Origin of the sequence: Marichromatium bheemlicum (genome assembly GCF_012276755.1) — a bacterium.
Lineage (GTDB): Bacteria > Pseudomonadota > Gammaproteobacteria > Chromatiales > Chromatiaceae > Marichromatium > Marichromatium bheemlicum.
On the sequence record NZ_JAAXKX010000009.1, the window covers coordinates 77,531 to 96,014 of the forward strand.

The window sequence follows — 18,484 nt, forward strand, 5'->3', positions numbered from 1 at the left end:
CGGCCTGCCCGGACCCTCAGCCGGTGGCGGTGATCGCCGCCAGCAGTTGCTCCTGGAGCAGCTCCGCGCGCGTCAACGAGCCATCGATGGCCACGCTCGCCGCACCCTCGCGCAGTGCCACGTCGAGCGCTCGACACAGCCGCTGCAACTCGACGAAGCCGAGGGTCCCGGCGACACCGCTGAGCGCGTGGGCAATGCGCCGCGCCCGGTCACGCTCATCGGTCTGTAGCGCCTGGCGCAACTCGGTCAGGTCGTGGCGGTGATGGTCGGCATACATCCCCAGCAACCGCACATAGACCTCGCGCTTGCCATGCAGGCTCTTGAGGGCGAAGTCGAGATCGACATGATCGAGTCGGGCGAGCCGCTCGAGGACATCGGTCTCGGCCGCACCCATCATCTCCTCCGGCACCACGCCGACCACGGTCCTGGCCGACGTCGTGGTGGCAGCGGTGTGCGGGACACGCGCGAGCCAATCGAGCAGGGTGGCATAGAGGCGCTGCGGCTCGACCGGTTTGGGGACATGACCGTTCATCCCCACCGCCTCGCAGCGCCGTCGGTCATCGTCATAGGCATTGGCCGTCATCGCGATGATCGGCACCGTCTCCCATCCCGGTAACCGCCGCAGCCGCCGGGTCGCCTCGAGACCATCCATCTCGGGCATCTGCAGGTCCATCAGCACCAGCGCATAGGATCCGCGCTGCGCCATCTCCACCGCCTCGCGACCATTGCTGGCCACCTCGACGCGTAATCCGACGTCCTTGAGGATCTCGGCGGCGACCTCCTGGTTGACCAGGTTGTCCTCGACCAACAGGATCTGCGCGTCGCGATGCTGCGCCCGTAAGCGGGCCGCGGCATCCTCATCCTCGCGGCGGTGCCCGAGCCGCTGCGCATCCTGGTCGTCGGGACGCCCGAGCCAGGCGGTAAACCAGAAGGTACTGCCCTTGCCCGGGGTACTCTCGACACCGGTCTGTCCGCCCATCATCAGCGCCAGCCGACGGGTGATCGCCAACCCCAGCCCACTCCCCGAATAGCGCCGGGTGGTGGAGTTGTCGACCTGGCTGAAGGGCTGGAACAGGCGCTCGAGTGCCGCGGCGTCGATACCGATGCCGGTATCGCTGACGGCGAAGCGGACCAACAGCCGCGTCTCTCGCGCCTCGAGCACCTCGGCGCGCAGCAGCACCCGCCCCTCGTGGGTGAACTTGATCGCGTTGCCCAGATAATTGAGCAGCGCCTGGCGCAGTCGCGTACTGTCGCCATGGAGCACGGCCGGCAACCCCACGCTCTCGCAGACGAGTTCCAGCCCCTTGGTCGCCGCCTGCGCCTGGACCAGCGCCTCGACCTGCGAGAACAGCTCAGCGACGACGAAGTCGTGGCTCTCCAGGGTGAACTTGCCGGCCTCGATCTTGGAGACATCGAGGATGTCGTTGATGATCGATAGGAGATGATTGGCCGCCCCGGTGATCTTGGCCAGGGTAGCGCGCTGCTGTGGGTTGGCCAGATCGCGCCCGAGCAGATAGCTCAACCCGAGAATGGCGTTCATCGGCGAGCGGATCTCGTGGCTCATGTTGGCGAGGAAGGCACTCTTGGCGCGGCTGGCCTCCTCGGCCCGCTCGCGCGCCTCGGAGAGCTGACGGGTACGCGCCGTGACCAGCTCCTCGAGATGATCGCGATAGCGCGCCAGCTCCTCGGCGATGCGTTTTTTCTCGGTGACATCCTCCTTGACCGCGACATAGTGGGTGATGCGCCCGTCGGGCTGACGGATCGGCGCGATCACCGCCATCTCGATGTATTCGCTGCCGTCCCGGCGGCGATTGACGAACTCACCACGCCACACCTCACCACGCCCGAGCGCGGCCCAGAGTTCACGATAGGTCGAACGCGGCGTCCGTCCCGACTGGAGGATGCGCGGATTGGCGCCGATCAGGGCCTCGCGGGCATAGCCGCTGTTGTGCACGAAGGCCTCGTTGACATATTCGATCGAGCCATCGAGATCGGTAATGGTGATGCTCTCCGGGCTCTGCTCGATGGCCAGCGAGAGCTTACGGATGCGCTCCTCGGCAGCCTTGCGCTCGCTCAGGTCGATGTCGACACAGTACATCTGCGGCTCGCCATCGGGACCGCGCAGCATCACGTGACTGGAGAAGACGTGTGCCGGCGAGCCGTCGGCACGCCGCAGCGTCATCTCCCCGGCCGGAGGCACCGGGGCGCCGTTGACCCAGGAGTCGACCGCGCTGACCACGTAGTGGCGCATGACATCGGGGATGATCAGATCTTCGAGCTTGGCCCCGAGCGCCTCGGCTGGGCGATAGCCGTAGAGCACCTCGCTGGCCGGGTTCCAGTAGATCACCCGACGGTGGCGATCATAGCCCTGCACCGAGATCGCCTCGACCTGCTCGAACAAGGCGTGGAAACGGGTCTCGGTATCCCAGGCCGCCTCGGCGGCGCGATGACGCTCGGTGACGTCGCGCGCACAGCCGAGCAGCGCGTAACAGGCACCGGTCTTGTCGTCGCACAGCGGGGAGTAGCACACCTCGAACCAGCGCCCCCCGGTCCCGGCGGGCGGCTCGAAACAATGGTCGCGCCGCAGTTCGGTCCCGGTCTCGAGGACCGTCGTCTCATGGTCGCGCAGCCCTGCGGCGACGGCGGCGGGGAACGGCTCGGCAGCGGGATGATCGATGAGTTGCGCCGCAGTGACGGCAAAGCAGCGCTCGAAGGCGGGGTTGCAGTACAGATACCGGCCATCGGGGTCCTTGACCCAGGTCGGATCGGGGAACTGGCGGACCAGGTTTGCGAGAAAGGCATCTGCGTCCATTGCCCTGTTGGGGGCATCACGCTCGCCCAGTCGAAAAAGCCATGCCATGGGGTACTCGTCGGAAATCGCTCGCTCCGTGGTTTACAAAACGCGCACTCGGCCACCGGCTACCGGCCACGGCAGGCACGTGTGTCGCGTCCTCCCGGGTCGGCACCCTGATATCCATCTCCGACGACCTGACCACACCGCGCCATCGCACCCAAGATAAGTCTGGGGCATGTATCAGCGCTTCCGTGATCGCGCACCCGACCCCGAATCCCTGGGCGGGTACGCTCCAGCCTACCCTTTCACTCTGACACCTTGATTATCCCGGACCTGCATGGAGAAGACGGCAGGACCCTGGGACGCAGAGATCATCGACCTGTTTTCTGGCGTTGTCGGATGCGCTTGTCAACCCCGGCCGGCTCGCCGGTCATCCGCCCGGTCACCCCGGCCGGGACCGACCCGACGCGCAACCCACGAAGAAACAAAGGAAAATGACCATCACCAGCGATTCAGCAGGCCCCCGAGCATGAATAGCGCTTGAGCACGCACGCCGCAGACACCACCTGGAGCCATCAGTATCGAGCTGATACTATCGAGTGAAGTCCTGCTCGCGGCATCCGCCCCGTATCAGCCCAGCACGGAGGCCTGTTAAGGTGACCCAAACCCTGGTTCGCTACTCCAAGGTCGTCGAGATCGTCGGTGACATCCTCAAGGTGAGGGTCCCGACCCGCGGCGGCAACACCCAGACCCGTGTCGCCTTCGACGACCTGGCGCTGGTCGAGGACCCCGGCGGCTTCAGCTCGCTGGCGCGCGCCATCCGCATCGACCGCGACCTGGTCTCGCTACAGGTCTTCGCCGGCACCAAGGGGCTCTCCACCGAGGCCTCGGTACGCTTCCTCGGCCACCCGATGCAGGTCACCTACTCGGCCAATATCCTCGGGCGGGTGTTCCGCGGCGACGGCGAGCCCTTCGACACCGCCCCCGACCTCTCCCAGGACCCCAAGCTCGACATCGGCGGCCCCCCGGCCAACCCCGCACGCCGCCTGCTCGCCTCGAAGATGATCCGCACCGACGTGCCGATGATCGACGTCTTCAACTCGCTCGTCGAGAGTCAGAAGATCCCGATCTTCTCGGTCGCCGGTGAGCCCTACAACCAGCTGCTCGCGCGCATCGGCATCCAGGCCGACGCCGACATCGTGGTGTTCGGCGGGCTCGGGCTGATCTTCGACGACTATCACTACTTCCTGCGTCGCTTCGAGGACGCCGGCGTGTTCGCCCGCACGGTGATGTTCGTCAACCTCGCCTCCGACCCCGTGGTCGAGCGACTACTGGTGCCAGACATGGCGCTGGCGGTAGCCGAACGCTTCGCCGTCGAGGAGGGCAAGCGGGTGCTGGTGCTCCTGACCGACATGACCGCCTATGCCGACGCCATGAAGGAGGTCGGCATCGCAATGGAGTCCGTCCCCTCGAACCGGGGCTACATGGGCGACCTCTACTCCCAGCTCGCGCGCCGCTACGAGAAGGCCGCCGACTACAAGGACGGCGGCTCGCTGACCATCCTCTCGGTGACCACCATGCCCGGCGACGACGTCACCCACCCGGTCCCGGACAACACCGGCTACATCACCGAGGGGCAGTTCTACCTGCACGACGGCGTCATCGATCCCTTTGGATCGCTGTCGCGACTCAAGCAGCACGTCATCGGCAAGGTCACCCGCGAGGACCACGGCCAGATCATGAACACCATGATCCGCTTCTACTCCGGTGCCCGCGACGCCGAGCAAAAGCAGGCGATGGCCTTCGAACTCTCCGAGTTCGACCACCGCCTGCTCAGATTCGGTCAGCTGTTTCGTGAGCGCTTCATGGACATCGAGGTCAGCCTGCCGCTCGAGGCCGCGCTCGATCTCTGCTGGCAGACCCTGGCCGAGTGCTTCGAGCCTGCGGACCTGTTGATGAAGCAGCAGCTCATCGACAAGTACTTCCCCCGCCTCGACGATCCGCATGACGCGGTCGCCTGACCCGGGAGCGCGGCCATGGCACGACTGAGCCTGAGCAAGTCATCGCTGGCCAAGCAACAGCGCCAGCTGCAGACCTTCGAGCGCTACCTACCCTCGCTCGATCTCAAGCGCCGCCAGCTGCTCGTCGAGCGCGCCCGCGCTCAGGATGAACGCACCGCGCTCGAGCAGGCGATCGCCGCCCTGCGCGCGCAGGTCCGCGAGCAACTGCCGATGCTCGCCAACACCGAGATCCCGCTGGCCGAGCTGACCCACGTCGCCCAGGTCCAGATCGACGAAGAGAACCGCATGGGCACCCGGCTGCCACGCCTCGTCGGGGTCGACTTCACCCGCACCGACTACGGTTGCCTGAGCCGTCCGCACTGGGTCGACCCACTGGTCGAGCGGCTCGAACAGATGCTCGAGCTGCGCCTCCGGCTGCACCTGCAGCAACGGCGCGTGGCGCTGCTCGAGACCGCAGTGCGTAAGGTCACCCAGCGCGTCAACCTATTCGAGAAGGTGCTGATCCCGCGCACCCGCGCGCACATCAAGCGCATCCGCGTCGCCCTCTCGGATGCCGAGCGCGCCGCCGTAGTGCGTTCCAAGATCGCCAAGGCCAAGCGTCAACGGGGAGGTCTGGCATGAGCATCATGACGATGCGCCGCGTCACCCTGGCCGGACTCGCGGCCGACAAGGACGCGGTGCTCGAACAGCTCCAGCAGCTCGGCTGCATGCACCTAGTCGAACTCGGCAACCGCCCGAGCGAGCCCGAGCGCGTGCCCTCGCCCCACGCACTCGAGGCCCGCAAGGCATTGCGCTATCTGCTCGAGGTCCCGGACAAGCGCCGCCAGATCCGCGAGCACACCGACTTCGACCTCACCGCGACCATCGGCGCGGTACTCGACAATCAGCAGCGGCTGCGCGATGTCAGCGATCGTCGTGATGCGCTGCGCCAGCGCCTCGCCGAACTCGACCCCTGGGGCGAATTCGACCTCCCCGAGCCGGCGGCGCTCGCCGGGCACAAGCTGTGGTTCTATATCCTGCCGCTACGCCAGCTCGACGCCCTCGCCCGACTCGACCTGCCCTGGCAGATCGTCCATCGCGACCATCGCCAGGCCTGGGTGGTGGTGATCGCCGAGCAGGAACCGCCGAGCGACGCCCTACCGGTGGCCCGCACCCACACCGGCGCGCTCAGCCGCTCCGAGGTCGCGCGCCGCCTCGAACGCACCGAGATCGAACTCGAGTCGGTGGTCGCCGAGCGTCATGCACTCACCCGCTGGATCTACCTGCTCTCCTCGCACCTCGCCCAGGCCGAGGATCTGGCCGGGCTCAACTACGCCCGTGCCCAGACCTACGACGACGAGGCACTGTTCCTGGTCCAGGGTTGGGTCGCGCTCGAGGACTGCCCCGGCGTCCAGGTGTTGGCCGAACAGCTCGGCCTCGCGCTGCTGCTCGAGGCCCCGGGTGCCGATGACCAGCCGCCGACCCGACTCGACAACCCGGCCCCGGTGGCCGCCGGTCAGGACCTGGTCGGCTTCTACCAGATGCCGGCCTATCGCAGTTGGGACCCATCGCGGGTGCTGTTCTTCTCCTTCACCCTGTTCTTCGCGATGATCCTCTCCGACGCCGGCTACGCCTTGGTGCTTGGCGCCGGGCTGGCACTCGGCTGGCGCCGGCTCGGGCACAGCGAGACCGGGGCGCGGCTGCGCCTGCTCGCACTCGCGCTCTGTGGCGGGGCGTTGCTCTGGGGGATCCTGGTGGGGAGCTACTTCGGCGTCACGCCAGCGCCCGACGGACTGCTCGGCCGGCTCAAGGTCTTCGATCTCGACGACTTCGCCACCATGATGCGGCTGTCGGTGGCGATCGGCGTCCTCCACCTGGTGCTGGCCAACATCGAGCGCGCCCTCAGTGCCGGGGCCGGCGGCGAGCGTCGCGCCGCGCTTGCCTGGGTCGCCGCACTGATCGGCGGCTTCGCGCTATGGATCGGCAACGGTGCCGGGGCCCCGAACTGGCTCGCCACGAGCGCGCAGTGGCTGCTCGGTATGGCCCTGTTCGCGCTCCTTACCCTTGGCAGCGACCGCCCGGTACGCAGCCTGGGCTCGGCATTGCTGCGCCTGCTCGATGGCCTGCGCCAGCTCGCCCGTATCACCCAGGCCTTCGGTGACGTCCTCTCCTATCTTCGTCTGTTCGCGCTGGGCCTGGCCTCGGCCTCGCTGGCGCTGACCTTCAACGAGCTGGCGCGCGACGTCCACCAGGGATTACCTGGGCTCGGACTGCTGTTCTCGATCCTCATCCTCCTCGTCGGTCATGTCCTCAACCTCGCCCTCTGCCTGATGAGTGGCGTGGTACACGGACTGCGTCTGAACTTCATCGAGTTCTACAACTGGGCCCTGGCCGGCGAGGGCTATCCCTTCAGGCCCTTTAAGAAGACGGAGCTGAGCGAATGAACGAACTGGTGATTGCACTGGGTTGGGCGGGGCTGTGCGGCGCCATGGCGCTCGGCGCCATCGGCAGCATCATCGGCTGCGCGATCGCCGGCCAGGCGGCGATCGGCGCCATGGTCGACACCGATTCCGGCTATGGCCGCTATATCGGCATCTCGGTGATGCCCTCCTCGCAGGTCATCTACGGCATCGTGATCATGTTCACCCTGCAGCGCGAGGTCACCGCCGAGACCGCCCCGGCGCTGTTCGGCATCGGCATCCTCGCCGGGCTGGCGCTGCTGTTCTCGGCAGTGCGCCAGGGCCAGGCCTGCGCCTCGGCGATCCACGCGAGCAAGACCAAGCCCGAGATCTTCGGTCTGTCGCTGGCCCCAGCGGCGATCGTCGAGGGCTTCGCGGTGTTCGCCTTCGTCTTCGCGCTGGTGCTCGCCGGCGGCATCCCGGCCTGACCCGGAGGGAACGCAACAGATGACCACCACCGACAACGCCATCCCCGAGGGACTCGCCTCCTCGGGTATCGAGACCCTGATCGCACGACTGCGCGAGGAGGGGGTGAGCGCCGGGCGCGATCAGGCCGCCGAGATCGAGCGTGCCGCACGCCGCCAGGCCGCCGAGATCGAGCGCACCGCCAATGAACGCGCCGCGGCCATCGTCGAGGAGGCGCGGCGCGAGGCCGAGGCCCTACGCAAGGGCGGCGAGGAGGCGCTGCGTATCGCCATGCGCGATACCGTGCTGCGGCTCAAGTCGGAACTCTCCGACCGCTTCAGCGACGAGGTCAAGCGGCTGATCGCCGTCGAACTCGAACAGCAGAGCTTCCTCCAGCAGCTGATCCTCGAGGTCGCCCGCGCCGCCCGCGAGGAGGCCGGGGTCGACGCCGGCCAGGCGGTCGACATCCAACTCCCCCGGGCCCTGGTCGGTCCCGAGGAGCTGCGGCGCAACCCGCTGGAGCTGCGCGAGGGCTCGTTGTCGCACTTCGTGCTCTCGATCGCCGGCAACGTGCTCGCCGAGGGCGTGACCTTCAGCGTCGGCGACGACGACAGTTGTGGCATCCGTCTCTCGTTGCGCGACCAGGACGTGCAGATCGATCTCACCGACGACAAGGTCGCGGCGCTGCTGCTCGCCCACCTCCAGCCACGCTTCCGCGCCATCCTCGAGGGGATGGTGAAATAGCGGGGAAGGCGCCATGACCGACTCGCACCGTTATGCCATGTTGCTGAGTGCGCTACCGGCGCACGGGGCGCTGTTCGCCGCGCGTCAGACACCGCTCTCGCGTCTGCGCCTCGAGCAGCGACTGACCCAGCTCGATGATGAGGACGCGCGCACCCTGCGCACCCTGCGCACCCTGCTCGAGTGGGCCGAGCAGGATCCACGCAGCAGTGATCAAGCCGTCCTCGAGCGCGCCCGGCGGCTGATCCCGACCTTGCCCGATCCCTTCGCCCGTGACCTCGCCGACTGGCGACTGGAGATGCGCACCCTGATCTGTGCACTACGCCACCGTCACCGCGGCGAGCCACCGCCAAGCGAGCGGCGCTGGGGCCATGGTCGCTGGAGCGGACAGGTGCACCGTCACTGGAACGAGCCAGCATTCCGACTCGAACGCGCCTGTCCCTGGCTGCCGGAGGCCGCGCGCCGTCTCGACCAGGGGGATGCCCTGGGGCTCGAGCGATTGCTGCTGCGCACCGTCTGGGACCATCTCGAGCGACTCCACGACGGCCATCACTTCGACTTCGCCGCGGTGATCATCTATGCCCTGCGTTGGGATCTGGTGGCGCGCTGGACCAGCTATCACCACGAACGCGCGCTGACGCGCTTCGACGACCTGGTCGAGACCGCGCTCGACGGGGTCGAACTCATGCCCGAGGTGGCGGCCTGAGCGCACCGCGCCGGTCGCCCGCACCTGTTCAAGAGGAACCCGCAATGGATGACGCGCTGACACCCCAAGTCCAGGCCGACTCGCCCGCCCGGGTGGTCTCGGTCCAGGAGAGCCTGGCCACCATCGAGGCTGGCTGGCGCGACGGTGCGCGCCTGCCGTTGAAGAAGAACGAGGTGGTCTTCATTCGCCCCGAACGCAGTCGCGAGGAGCGACTCAAGTCCGAGGTGTTGCGGGTGCGCGGCGCATTCGCCGATGTGCAGGTGTTCGAGGACACCCGCGGGGTGAGCGTCGGTGACCCGGTCGAGCAGTCCGGCGAGCTGCTCTCGGTCGAACTCGGCCCGGGGTTGCTCGGCGAGGTCTACGACGGGCTGCAGAACCCACTGGAGAAGATCGCCATCACCCACGGGGTTTTCCTGCCACGCGGGGTCGATCTCGACGCCCTCGATCGCAACCGTAAGTGGTCCTTCGTCCCACAAGTCCAGCACGGCGCGCGGCTGCGCGCCGGCGGGGTGCTTGGCACCGTCCAGGAGGGACGCTACACCCACAAGATCATGGTGCCCTTCGACCAGGTCGGCGAGGTCGAGGTGACCTGGATCCAAGAGGGTAGCATCACCGTCGATACCCCGGTGGCGCGCATCCGCGACCGGCGCGGACACGAGCGCTCGCTCGACCTCATCCAGCGCTGGCCGGTGCGCCGCGCGCTCACCGAGCACATGCTGCGCGCGCGCACCACCGAGCGGCTCTACCCGAGCGAGCCGATGACCACCAGCATCCGCCTGATCGACACCTTCTTCCCCATCGCCCGCGGCGGCACCGGCTGCATCCCCGGCCCCTTCGGCGCCGGCAAGACGGTGCTCCAGCACCTGCTGGCCAAGCATGCCGCCGTCGACATCGTGATCGTGGTCGCCTGCGGCGAGCGCGCCGGCGAGGTGGTCGAGACCATCAGCGAGTTCCCCCAGCTCGCCGACCCCAAGACCGGCGGTTCGCTGATGGATCGCACCATCATCATCTGCAACACCTCGTCGATGCCGGTGGCCTCGCGCGAGGCCTCGATCTACACCGGCATCACCCTCGGCGAGTACTACCGCCAGATGGGCTATCAGGTGCTGCTGCTGGCCGACTCCACCTCGCGCTGGGCGCAGGCGATGCGCGAGACCTCCGGACGGCTCGAGGAGATCCCCGGCGAGGAGGCCTTCCCCGCCTATCTCGACTCGGCGATCCGCGGCGTCTACGAGCGCGCCGGGGTGGTGCGCACCGCCGATTCCAGCGTCGGCAGCCTGACCATGATCGGCACCGTCTCGCCGGCCGGCGGCAACTTCGAGGAGCCGGTCACCCAATCGACCCTGAGCACCGTGAAGTGCTTCCTCGGGCTGTCCTACGACCGTGCCTACAAGCGTTTCTATCCGGCGATCGACCCGCTGATCTCCTGGTCGCGCTATCTCGGCCAGCTCGCCCCCTGGTACGAGGAACACCTCGGCGCCGACTGGAACCGTCGGGTCGAGGCGATGCAGCAGCTCCTGGTCCGGGGCGAGGCGGTGCAGCAGATGATGCAGGTCACCGGTGAGGAGGGCGTGACCACCGAAGACTATGTCACCTACCAGCAGGCGCTGCTGCTCGACATGACCTTCCTCCAGCAGGACGCCTTCGACGCGGTCGACGCGGCGGTACCACTGACGCGCCAGCGTCAGATCTTCGAGCTGATCGATGCCCTGATCGGCCACGAGCGCGACTTCGCCGACAAGGACGCGGCGCGCGCCTTCTTCACCCGGCTCACCGCGCTACTGAAGAACCTCAATTATGCCGCCCAGGACTCGCACGACTTCACCCGCCTGCTCGAGGAGATCGCCGCGCTCGATGAGGACAGCCCCGCCGCCACGCTGGCAGCAGCCAGCTGAGGCCGAAGAGGCCAGGGCTCAGCCCTGGCCCACCGCCGGCTCAGGCAGGGTGAGGTAGACCTCGACCCGACGATTGCGGGCGCGTGTCCCGGCATCGCGCTCCTCGACCAGGGGCTCGGCCGAGCCAACACCCTCGACGCTCATCCGCTCCGGCGCCACGCCGAGGCCGGCCAGGGCGGAGGCGACCGCCTCGGCCCTGGCTCGCGACAAGGCCTGATTCCGCGTGGCATCACCACTGCCATCACTGTGCCCACGCAACCGCACCTTGAGCGCGGGATGGGCGTCGAGGTGTGCGGCGACCGGCGCCAGCGCCGCGATCGGCCCATCGGGCAGCTCAGCGCTCCCCGGGGCAAAGCGTAGCGCCTCCTCGCCCAGGCTCACCAGGGCGCCGTCCGCGGTGAAACGAGCGCCGAGCACGGCATAGTCGTGCAACAGCGTCGCATGCGCCGCCCTCTCGGCTGCGCCGCGAGCGGCAGCGAACCGCTGATCGAAATCGGCACGCTGCGCCTCGATACGGTGTTCGAGCGCCTCGAGCGCGGCGGCCTGGTCATGCGCGCGTTCCTGCTGCCGCTGTTCCAGCTGCTCGATGCGCTGCTGTTGCGCCTGCCAGCGCGCCGTCTGCGCGGCCAGTTCGGCACGCAGACGCGCCAGCGGATCGGGTTCCTCGAGCGGGGCCGCGACCGGGGCCGGTAACCCGCCGTCGGCGACATAGACCAGGCCCAGCCCGGCAATGAACATCAGCGAGAGGAAGGGGACAGCGAACCAGGCCTTGGTGGCGCTCGTCGAGGTCTGTTCAGACATGGCAGATGACTCCTGAAGTCGACAACCGATCGGGTGACACGGTCAATGGCCGGGCACACAGATTTTGTGCCGCGCGACCGCCCGTACGGTCGACCACAGCAAGATCACGATGATGCCGGTGAGCATGGTGAGCATCGCCACGCCGAAATAGCGGTAGAACAACACCTCGGTCTGTTCGGCCATCACCATCGAGGCGATGCTGAAGGCCGCCAGCGGGAAGGAATAGGCCCACCAGGAGAGGAAGAAGCGCAGGCGCAGGAAACGCCGGGCCTGGCTGAACAGCAACAGGGTCAGGAACATCGCGGCGAAATAGAGCACCAGGGCGAAGGTATCGAGATCATCGACCAGTCGCGTATAGGCGATGAATCCAACCGCCGGAGGCGCGATCAGGATGAACAGGGTCGGGGTCAACCGGTCCTCGATCGGATTGTGGAACAACACCCGGTTGAAGATGATGGTCAGCAGCACCAGCCAGAACAGCACGCCGACACTGAAGAAGAACCAAGAGACCGACTCGAACCCCAGCGGTACCCCGGCGATCGGCACCAACACGTTACCCACCGCGGGGATGAACCAGGCCGGGTTCATGTGCTGCACCTTGAAGTGCTCCTGATGCATCCAGGCGCTGACGATATAGAGGGTGAAGACCAGGTGCAGTCCAGCACCGGCGAACCACAGCGTCCGACTCACCGTCTGTTGCAGCGGTAGATAGGCGATGGCCAGCAGCAGCAGGCTGATCGAGATGGTGGGGAAGAAGTTGAGCTTGACCGGGTGGCGCAACTCGGCGAGTACCGCCTGCGGATAGCGCACCAGCTTAGCGCCATAGAGCAGCGCCAACACCAGCAGCAGCAACGAACTGAAGCCGACCAGCCAAGGATTGATACCGAGATCCAGGCCGAGCAGGTGCTGGGCCTTCTCCCAACCAATGGTCAACCCGCTCATCCCCATCACCATGGCGAAGAACGGGATCGGGAAGAAGGCCAGGCGCCCCTGTGGTCTATCGTCGGTAGCTGCCGCCCCCATCTGCGCGCCACTCACAGGCTCGACCCGAACAGCAGCACGGCAAGCGCCAACGCAATCGCGCTCGCCGGGACGAAGGGCCAGAATTGGGCCGGACGCGCCGGCAATGGGCTGGTGGTCATCGCGGGACTCCTTTGGGTTCCACGCACCGCAGCCAGACCTGAAGAGGGCCCGGCCAACGACGCTTGACGAATGGGTCGAAAGGCGACGCAGTCTAGTCGGCAGAGCCGTCGACGGCATTGATAAATATCACAGCTGAGGACTTGGTTATAACTGGTAACAAAGGGCTCTCAGCGGCCAGCGGCCAGCGGCCAGCGGCCAGCGGCCAGCGGCCAGCGGCCAGCGGCCAGCGGCCAGAAGATTGAACCGCCAAGACACGAAGCTCGCAAAGAAAGCGACCAGCCTTCAGCAAGGCTGGTCTCCAGTGTCGGTCTGTAGTTCAACCCCGGCGCTAGGGGACAAGCCTGCACTTCCCGCTGGCCCCCTTCTCTCCGCATCCTTCGCGGCTTTACGGTTCAACCCGCTGGCGGCTGGCGATTGAACCGCCAAGACACGAAGCTCGCAAAGAAAGCGACCAGCCTTCAGCAAGGCGGTCTCCAGTGTCGGTCTGCAGCTCAACCCCGGCGCTAGGGGACAAGCCTGCACCTCCCGCTGGCGGCTGACAGCCCCCCTTCTCTCCGCATCCTTCGCGGCTTTGCGGTTCAACCCGCCGGCGGCTGGCGATTGAACCGCCAAGACCGGACGCTCGCAAAGAAAGCGACCAGCTTTCAACAAGGCTGGCCTCCAGTGTCGGTCTGCAGCTCAACCCCGGCGCTAGGGGACAAGCCTGCACTTCCCGCTGGCGGCTGACAGCCCCCCTTCTCTCCGCATCCTTCGCGGCTTTGCGGTTCAACCCGCCGGCGGCTGGCGATTGAACCGCCAAGACAGGACGCTCGCAAAGAAAGCGACCAGCCTTCAGCAAGGCGGTCTCCAGTGTCGGTCTGCAGCTCAACCCCGGCGCTAGGGGACAAGCCTGCACTTCCCGCTGGCGGCTGACAGCCCCCCTTCTCTCCGCATCCTTCGCGGCTTTGCGGTTCAACCCGCTGGCGGCTGGCGGCTGGCGGCTGGCGGGTTAGAATGGCGCCTTCGATCGCGGCACGATCGAGCTCGACCAACGCAAATACCGGCGTGGCCTAGTCTGCGGCTGATCGGCGTCCACGGCCTGCTAGCGGCCTTTTCGTCACGTCCGCCCCAAACCCCAGGCGATCAGCGCCCTGGTCGCTAGGGCGCTGACCCTGATCCGCCCCAACCTGCAGGGCGATGTGGTGGGGGTCGATCTGACACTGAGCGGCCTACTCGGCGCCGGCTGCTGCGGTGGTGAACCCGACCATGCGCCCGCGCATCCCTCGTCCCCGCCCCACTCGGCTTGCGGGGATCGGCCATCACGATCACCAGGGCCATACGGCCCGAGAAGGACCCATGTCATCGATCACTGTTCTCGCGCCACTGCACCGGCGTCTTCTCTCGATCCTACTGCTCGGCGCGCTCGCGCTGCTCGGCGGCTGCACCCCGGACAACACCGCCCAGGAACTCCAGGGGCGCACCATGGGCACCCATTACAGTATCAAGTTCTTCGGTCACCCCGACGGCCTCGAGATCGGTGAACTGCAGGCGCGGATCGACGCCCGGCTGGAACGGGTCAACGACCTGATGTCGACCTACCGCCCCGATTCGGAGCTCTCGCGCTTCAATGCCAGTGAGTCGGACGATTGGTTCCCGGTCTCCTCCGAACTGGCCACCCTGGTCGCGCTCGCCGAACGCATCAGCCTCTTCAGCATCGGTGCCTTCGACGTCACCGTCGGCCCGGCGGTCAACCTCTGGGGCTTCGGCCCCGGCCAGCCCCCCGAGCAACTGCCGAGCGATGAGCAGCTCGCCGAGGTGCGCGAGCGTATCGGCTTCCCCCGACTTGAATACCGGCTCGATCCTCCGGCGCTGCGTAAGGAGAAACCCGGGGTCTATGTCGATCTCTCCGGCATCGCCAAGGGCCATGGCGTCGATCAGGTCGCGGCGGTGCTCGAGGCAGCGGGCGTCACCGACTATCTCGCCGAGGTCGGCGGCGAGCTGCGCGCCAGCGGCACCAAGCCCGACGGTAGCCCCTGGCGGATCGCCATCGAGCGCCCCGAGACCGGGGCACGCGAGGTCTATCATGTCGTCACCCTGCACGACAGCGCCATGGCGACCTCCGGCGACTATCGCAACTTCTACACCCGTGACGGCAAGCTCTACAGTCATACCATCAACCCCATCACCGCCCGCCCGGTCACCCACACCCTGGCCTCGGTCAGTGTGATCGCCGCCGACTGCGCCCAGGCCGATGCCCTGGCCACCGCCTTACTGGTACTCGGCCCCGAGGCCGGTTTCGCCCTCGCCGAGACCCATGATATCGCCGCCTTCTTCGTCGTCCGCGAGGACGACGGCTATAGCGACCGCGCCACCTCCCGCTTTGTGGCGCTCAGCGCCGAGTGACCATCGGCGCCGGGCCTGCCTGCCCGGCGCTATCGCCCAGGAGTCTGAGACATGCACACCCGAACCCCCGCGATCCCACCCAGGATCATGGGCATCCTCAATGTCACCCCGGACAGCTTCTCCGATGGAGGCAGACACCTCGATCCTAAGGCGGCCATCACCCATGGACTCGCCCTCGCCGCGGCCGGGGCCGATATCATCGACGTCGGCGGTGAATCGACCCGCCCCGGCTCACGCGCCGTCCCCGCCGCCGAACAGTGCGAACGCGTGCTACCGGTGATCCGCGCGCTACGCGCCGAGCTGCCCGGGGCCGTGGAGATCAGTATCGACACCACCCTCGCCGAGGTCGCGCGCGCGGCACTCGACGCCGGCGCCAACTGGATCAACGATACCGCAGCCGGCGAGGACGACCCCGGACTGCTCGCACTAGCCGCCGAGAACAGCGCCACCCTGGTACTGATGCATCGTCGGGGACGCCCGGAGACCATGCAGCAGGACCCGCGCTATGACGACGTCGTTGCCGAGGTCGAGGACTATCTGCTCGAGCGCGCCGGGGTGGCGATCGCCGCGGGCGTTGCCGCCGAGCGCATCCTGCTCGATCCTGGGATCGGTTTCGGCAAGACCTTCGAGCACAACCTCGCGCTGATCGCCGCACTCGGCCGTCTGCGCGCCCACGGCTACCCGGTGCTGCTCGGCACCAGCCGCAAGCGCTTTCTCGGCACCATCTGCAACGAATCATGCCCGACTGCGTTGGATGCCGCGACCGCAGCAACCACCACTGCCGGAGTATTGGCCGGGATCGAGGTGTTTCGCGTCCACGACGTCGCCGCCAACCGCCAAGCCGCCGACGTCGCCTGGGCGCTACATCGCGCGGGGATGCGCGCCAGCGACTGAGCGAGCGGCCGACTCAGTCGTCTGCGGCCCGCCGCCGTGGCAACACCCGCTGCTCAGGGACCATCTCCAGCATCTGGCGCTCGTGTGCCTCGGCGGCCAGGCGCTTGTTCTCCAGCACCCGCTGCTGACGCACCCGGACCCCGTAACCGAGCGCTGCGCCACCAGCGGCGCTCAATGTCACCAGCCCGAGGGTGACGAACTGGGTCAGCATCATAGTGACCCCGATCCCCACCGCCCCGCCGACCACGGCCCCCGTCTTGAGGCTCGCCCCCCAGGAACTGCGCCGCGCCTTGGCCGCCAGCCGCTCCTGCGAGCGCCCGGCCTTGGCGCGCTGCTGCTCGGCCTTGACCCGGATCTTCTCACGCTCCTTGGAGAAGCGCTCGCTCAGACGCGAGGTGGCGCGGTGACGGTAGGCATCGGCGATGGTGTTGAACCACAGCGCCACCAGGATACCGATCGCGCCAGCGAGCAACGCGAACAACGGCCAAGTGGTCTGCCAATCGGTGCTCAACGCGGTATAGACCAGGAGTGCGGTAACCCCCTGCAGCAGGAAGATCCCGATCAGGAATCGGATCAGGCTGCCGAGGCTGTGTGGAATGATGCTCATCAGTCTCATCTGCTCAGGTTGTGAACCACGCCCGAGCGCGGCTCGACGAAGAATCCATGCTCGGCCAACCGCCCCCGACACTGCGCCCCGGCCACGCGCTCAGCCCAGCCGCCCGCGGCCTGACCGAAGAGCGCGGCTCGATCCACTCCAGCCAGTGTTCGGGCGGGGCCTCGATCAACGCCCGCAGGCGCTCGTGCAAGCGCTCCAGCGCCGCCGCGTCCTCGACCGGGCGGTCGCAGGCGTCGACGACGCCGTAGAGATACTCGGCGCCGACCCCGGAGAGGTCGACCAGCAAGCGCGGTCTGCGCGCCTCGAGCGGCAGCAGCCGGGGGGCGACACCGGTCACCAGGAAGGGGCCGCTCCCGCGCTCCAACCGGGCCGCCGACCCTGGCCAGCCATGACGGCGCAGTGTGCGCCCGAGCCGATGACGCATCAGGTCAGAGAGTTCGGGAGCGAGCTGATCGACCAGGGCCATATCACCGGACTCGGCATACACCGGCACCAAGAAGGTGTGCGCATCGCGCCGCGGCGCCCGCGCGCCGGTGGCGCGCGCCACATAGGTCTCGATGATCCGGAACAACTCACGATAGCGTTGCACATCGGCCGCATCCAACCCACTGGTGCGCCCGAGCAACACAAAGGTATAGAGCCCGTAACCGGGCTCGGCGCGCTCGAACAGCAGATTCATTGCGACGGCCGTCTGCGCCTCGCTGGCCGGCGCGCCCGAGGGGTAATAGCGCATGCCATAGACCAGTGATTCTCGCAGCGGCCCGTCGCTGGCATCGAGCAATCGGACACGACGATCGAGCCCGGCGGCAGCGGCCTGCTCGAGTGTCGCGCGCGCCCCGGAACCGGTGAGCATCAGCGCACGCTCAAGCACCGGCGTAAAGGCCGACTCGCCGCCCTGGGCGATCATCTCGGTGACGATCTCACTGACCGGCGCACAACCGCCACGCAACAGCGCCTCGGTGCCCTCGCCGGGCTCCACCCCGGAGAGATAGAGGTCGGTGACCAGAGGACTCAGCTCTGCCCCGCTACCACGCCCCTCCATCCCCGCGCAGCGCGCCTGCAACTCCTGGCGCAACCCTGCCGGGTCGGTGCTGTAGAGGATGTGCTCCGACATCGACGGACGCGGCCCCCCATTGGTACGCTCAGCGGCCAGCTCGGCGCCTGGGGTACGCCAGGGCGCCGCACCCTCGACCACCCCTGAGCCGGCACAGCCACCGAGCAGCAACACCAGCACGCCCAGCAACAGGGGAGGTATCACGGCGGCGATACACCTGCGAAGGGACTGTGGATCGGGATTCGGCGTCGACATCAAGGGCACCCCCGCCCTGGCGGCACAAAGGTGCCATGATAGCCGATCATGTCACCGGCTCCAGTACCAGCGACCAGCGACCAGCGACCAGCGACCAGCGGACTGAACCGCAAAGGCGCGAAGGGCGCAAAGTGAGTGATGTGTGATGTCGGCGTGAGGCCACAGGCGGCGTGGGTCCGCACCGCCGTCGGGTGATCGCGCCCACTGGCGGCTGATCGCTGGCGGCTTATTCCCCCTTCGCGCCCTTCGCGCCTTCGCGGTTCAATCTCTCCGGCTGGCGGCTGGCGGCTGGCGGCTGGCGGCTGGCGGCTGGCGGCTGGCGGCTGGCGGCTGACTTGC

Annotated in this window: 14 protein-coding genes; 9 read left to right on the forward strand and 5 right to left on the reverse strand. The window is 67.5% G+C overall.

Features of this window, described 5'->3' with window-relative positions:
- Positions 1-16: 16 nt before the first annotated feature.
- Entirely contained in the window at positions 17-2,860 is a 2,844-nt protein-coding gene (locus tag HF203_RS08295) for a PAS domain-containing hybrid sensor histidine kinase/response regulator (RefSeq protein WP_168668568.1), read from the reverse strand.
- A gap of 590 nt (positions 2,861-3,450) precedes the next feature.
- Between HF203_RS08295 and HF203_RS08300 the strand changes: the two genes are divergently transcribed.
- The 7 genes from HF203_RS08300 to HF203_RS08330 are packed head-to-tail and all read left to right on the forward strand — an operon-like array spanning position 3,451 to position 11,000.
- Positions 3,451-4,815 carry a V-type ATP synthase subunit B gene (locus HF203_RS08300; RefSeq protein ID WP_168668570.1) on the forward strand — a complete coding sequence of 455 codons (1,365 nt, stop codon included), beginning with the start codon at positions 3,451-3,453 and terminating at the stop codon, positions 4,813-4,815.
- Between the two features lie 15 nt (positions 4,816-4,830).
- Positions 4,831-5,436, forward strand: a complete 606-nt coding sequence (locus tag HF203_RS08305; RefSeq protein WP_168668572.1) for a V-type ATP synthase subunit D — start codon at positions 4,831-4,833, stop codon at positions 5,434-5,436.
- A complete protein-coding gene (locus HF203_RS08310; protein ID WP_168668574.1) occupies positions 5,433-7,238 on the forward strand; it encodes a V-type ATP synthase subunit I in 1,806 nt (601 codons plus the stop codon). The genes HF203_RS08305 and HF203_RS08310 overlap by 4 nt, the downstream gene beginning before the upstream one ends.
- Positions 7,235-7,681: an ATP synthase subunit C gene (locus HF203_RS08315; protein ID WP_168668576.1), complete on the forward strand. Its 447-nt coding sequence runs from the start codon at positions 7,235-7,237 to the stop codon at positions 7,679-7,681. The genes HF203_RS08310 and HF203_RS08315 overlap by 4 nt, the downstream gene beginning before the upstream one ends.
- 19 nt (positions 7,682-7,700) lie before the next feature.
- Positions 7,701-8,402 (forward strand): hypothetical protein, encoded by a 702-nt coding sequence (locus HF203_RS08320; protein ID WP_168668578.1) that lies wholly within the window; start codon positions 7,701-7,703, stop codon positions 8,400-8,402.
- Positions 8,403-8,415: 13 nt separating this feature from the next.
- Positions 8,416-9,105 (forward strand): hypothetical protein, encoded by a 690-nt coding sequence (locus tag HF203_RS08325; protein ID WP_168668580.1) that lies wholly within the window; start codon positions 8,416-8,418, stop codon positions 9,103-9,105.
- Positions 9,106-9,149: 44 nt separating this feature from the next.
- Positions 9,150-11,000, forward strand: a complete 1,851-nt coding sequence (locus HF203_RS08330) for a V-type ATP synthase subunit A (protein WP_168668582.1) — start codon at positions 9,150-9,152, stop codon at positions 10,998-11,000.
- An 18-nt stretch (positions 11,001-11,018) separates the two neighbouring features.
- Here the strand turns inward: HF203_RS08330 and HF203_RS08335 are convergent, their stop codons facing one another.
- Together HF203_RS08335 and HF203_RS08340 are read right to left on the reverse strand one after the other, a co-directional pair.
- Positions 11,019-11,801: an OmpA family protein gene (locus HF203_RS08335; protein WP_168668584.1), complete on the reverse strand. Its 783-nt coding sequence runs from the start codon at positions 11,799-11,801 to the stop codon at positions 11,019-11,021.
- Positions 11,802-11,843: 42 nt separating this feature from the next.
- On the reverse strand, positions 11,844-12,824 hold the full coding sequence (locus HF203_RS08340) for an SLAC1 anion channel family protein (RefSeq protein WP_168668586.1): 981 nt from the start codon (positions 12,822-12,824) through the stop codon (positions 11,844-11,846).
- A gap of 1,455 nt (positions 12,825-14,279) precedes the next feature.
- Between HF203_RS08340 and HF203_RS08345 the strand changes: the two genes are divergently transcribed.
- Together HF203_RS08345 and folP are read left to right on the forward strand one after the other, a co-directional pair.
- Positions 14,280-15,326 (forward strand): FAD:protein FMN transferase, encoded by a 1,047-nt coding sequence (locus HF203_RS08345; protein ID WP_168668588.1) that lies wholly within the window; start codon positions 14,280-14,282, stop codon positions 15,324-15,326.
- A 51-nt stretch (positions 15,327-15,377) separates the two neighbouring features.
- Entirely contained in the window at positions 15,378-16,220 is an 843-nt protein-coding gene (folP, locus tag HF203_RS08350) for a dihydropteroate synthase (protein ID WP_168668590.1), read from the forward strand.
- 13 nt (positions 16,221-16,233) lie between these two features.
- Here folP and HF203_RS08355 read toward each other — a convergent pair whose 3' ends face one another.
- The gene (locus HF203_RS08355) at positions 16,234-16,827 is read right to left on the reverse strand and encodes a hypothetical protein (protein WP_168668592.1); all 594 of its coding nucleotides are present in this window, start codon (positions 16,825-16,827) and stop codon (positions 16,234-16,236) included.
- A gap of 13 nt (positions 16,828-16,840) precedes the next feature.
- Positions 16,841-18,094 carry a hypothetical protein gene (locus HF203_RS08360; protein WP_168668594.1) on the reverse strand — a complete coding sequence of 418 codons (1,254 nt, stop codon included), beginning with the start codon at positions 18,092-18,094 and terminating at the stop codon, positions 16,841-16,843.
- Positions 18,095-18,484: the final 390 nt, after the last annotated feature.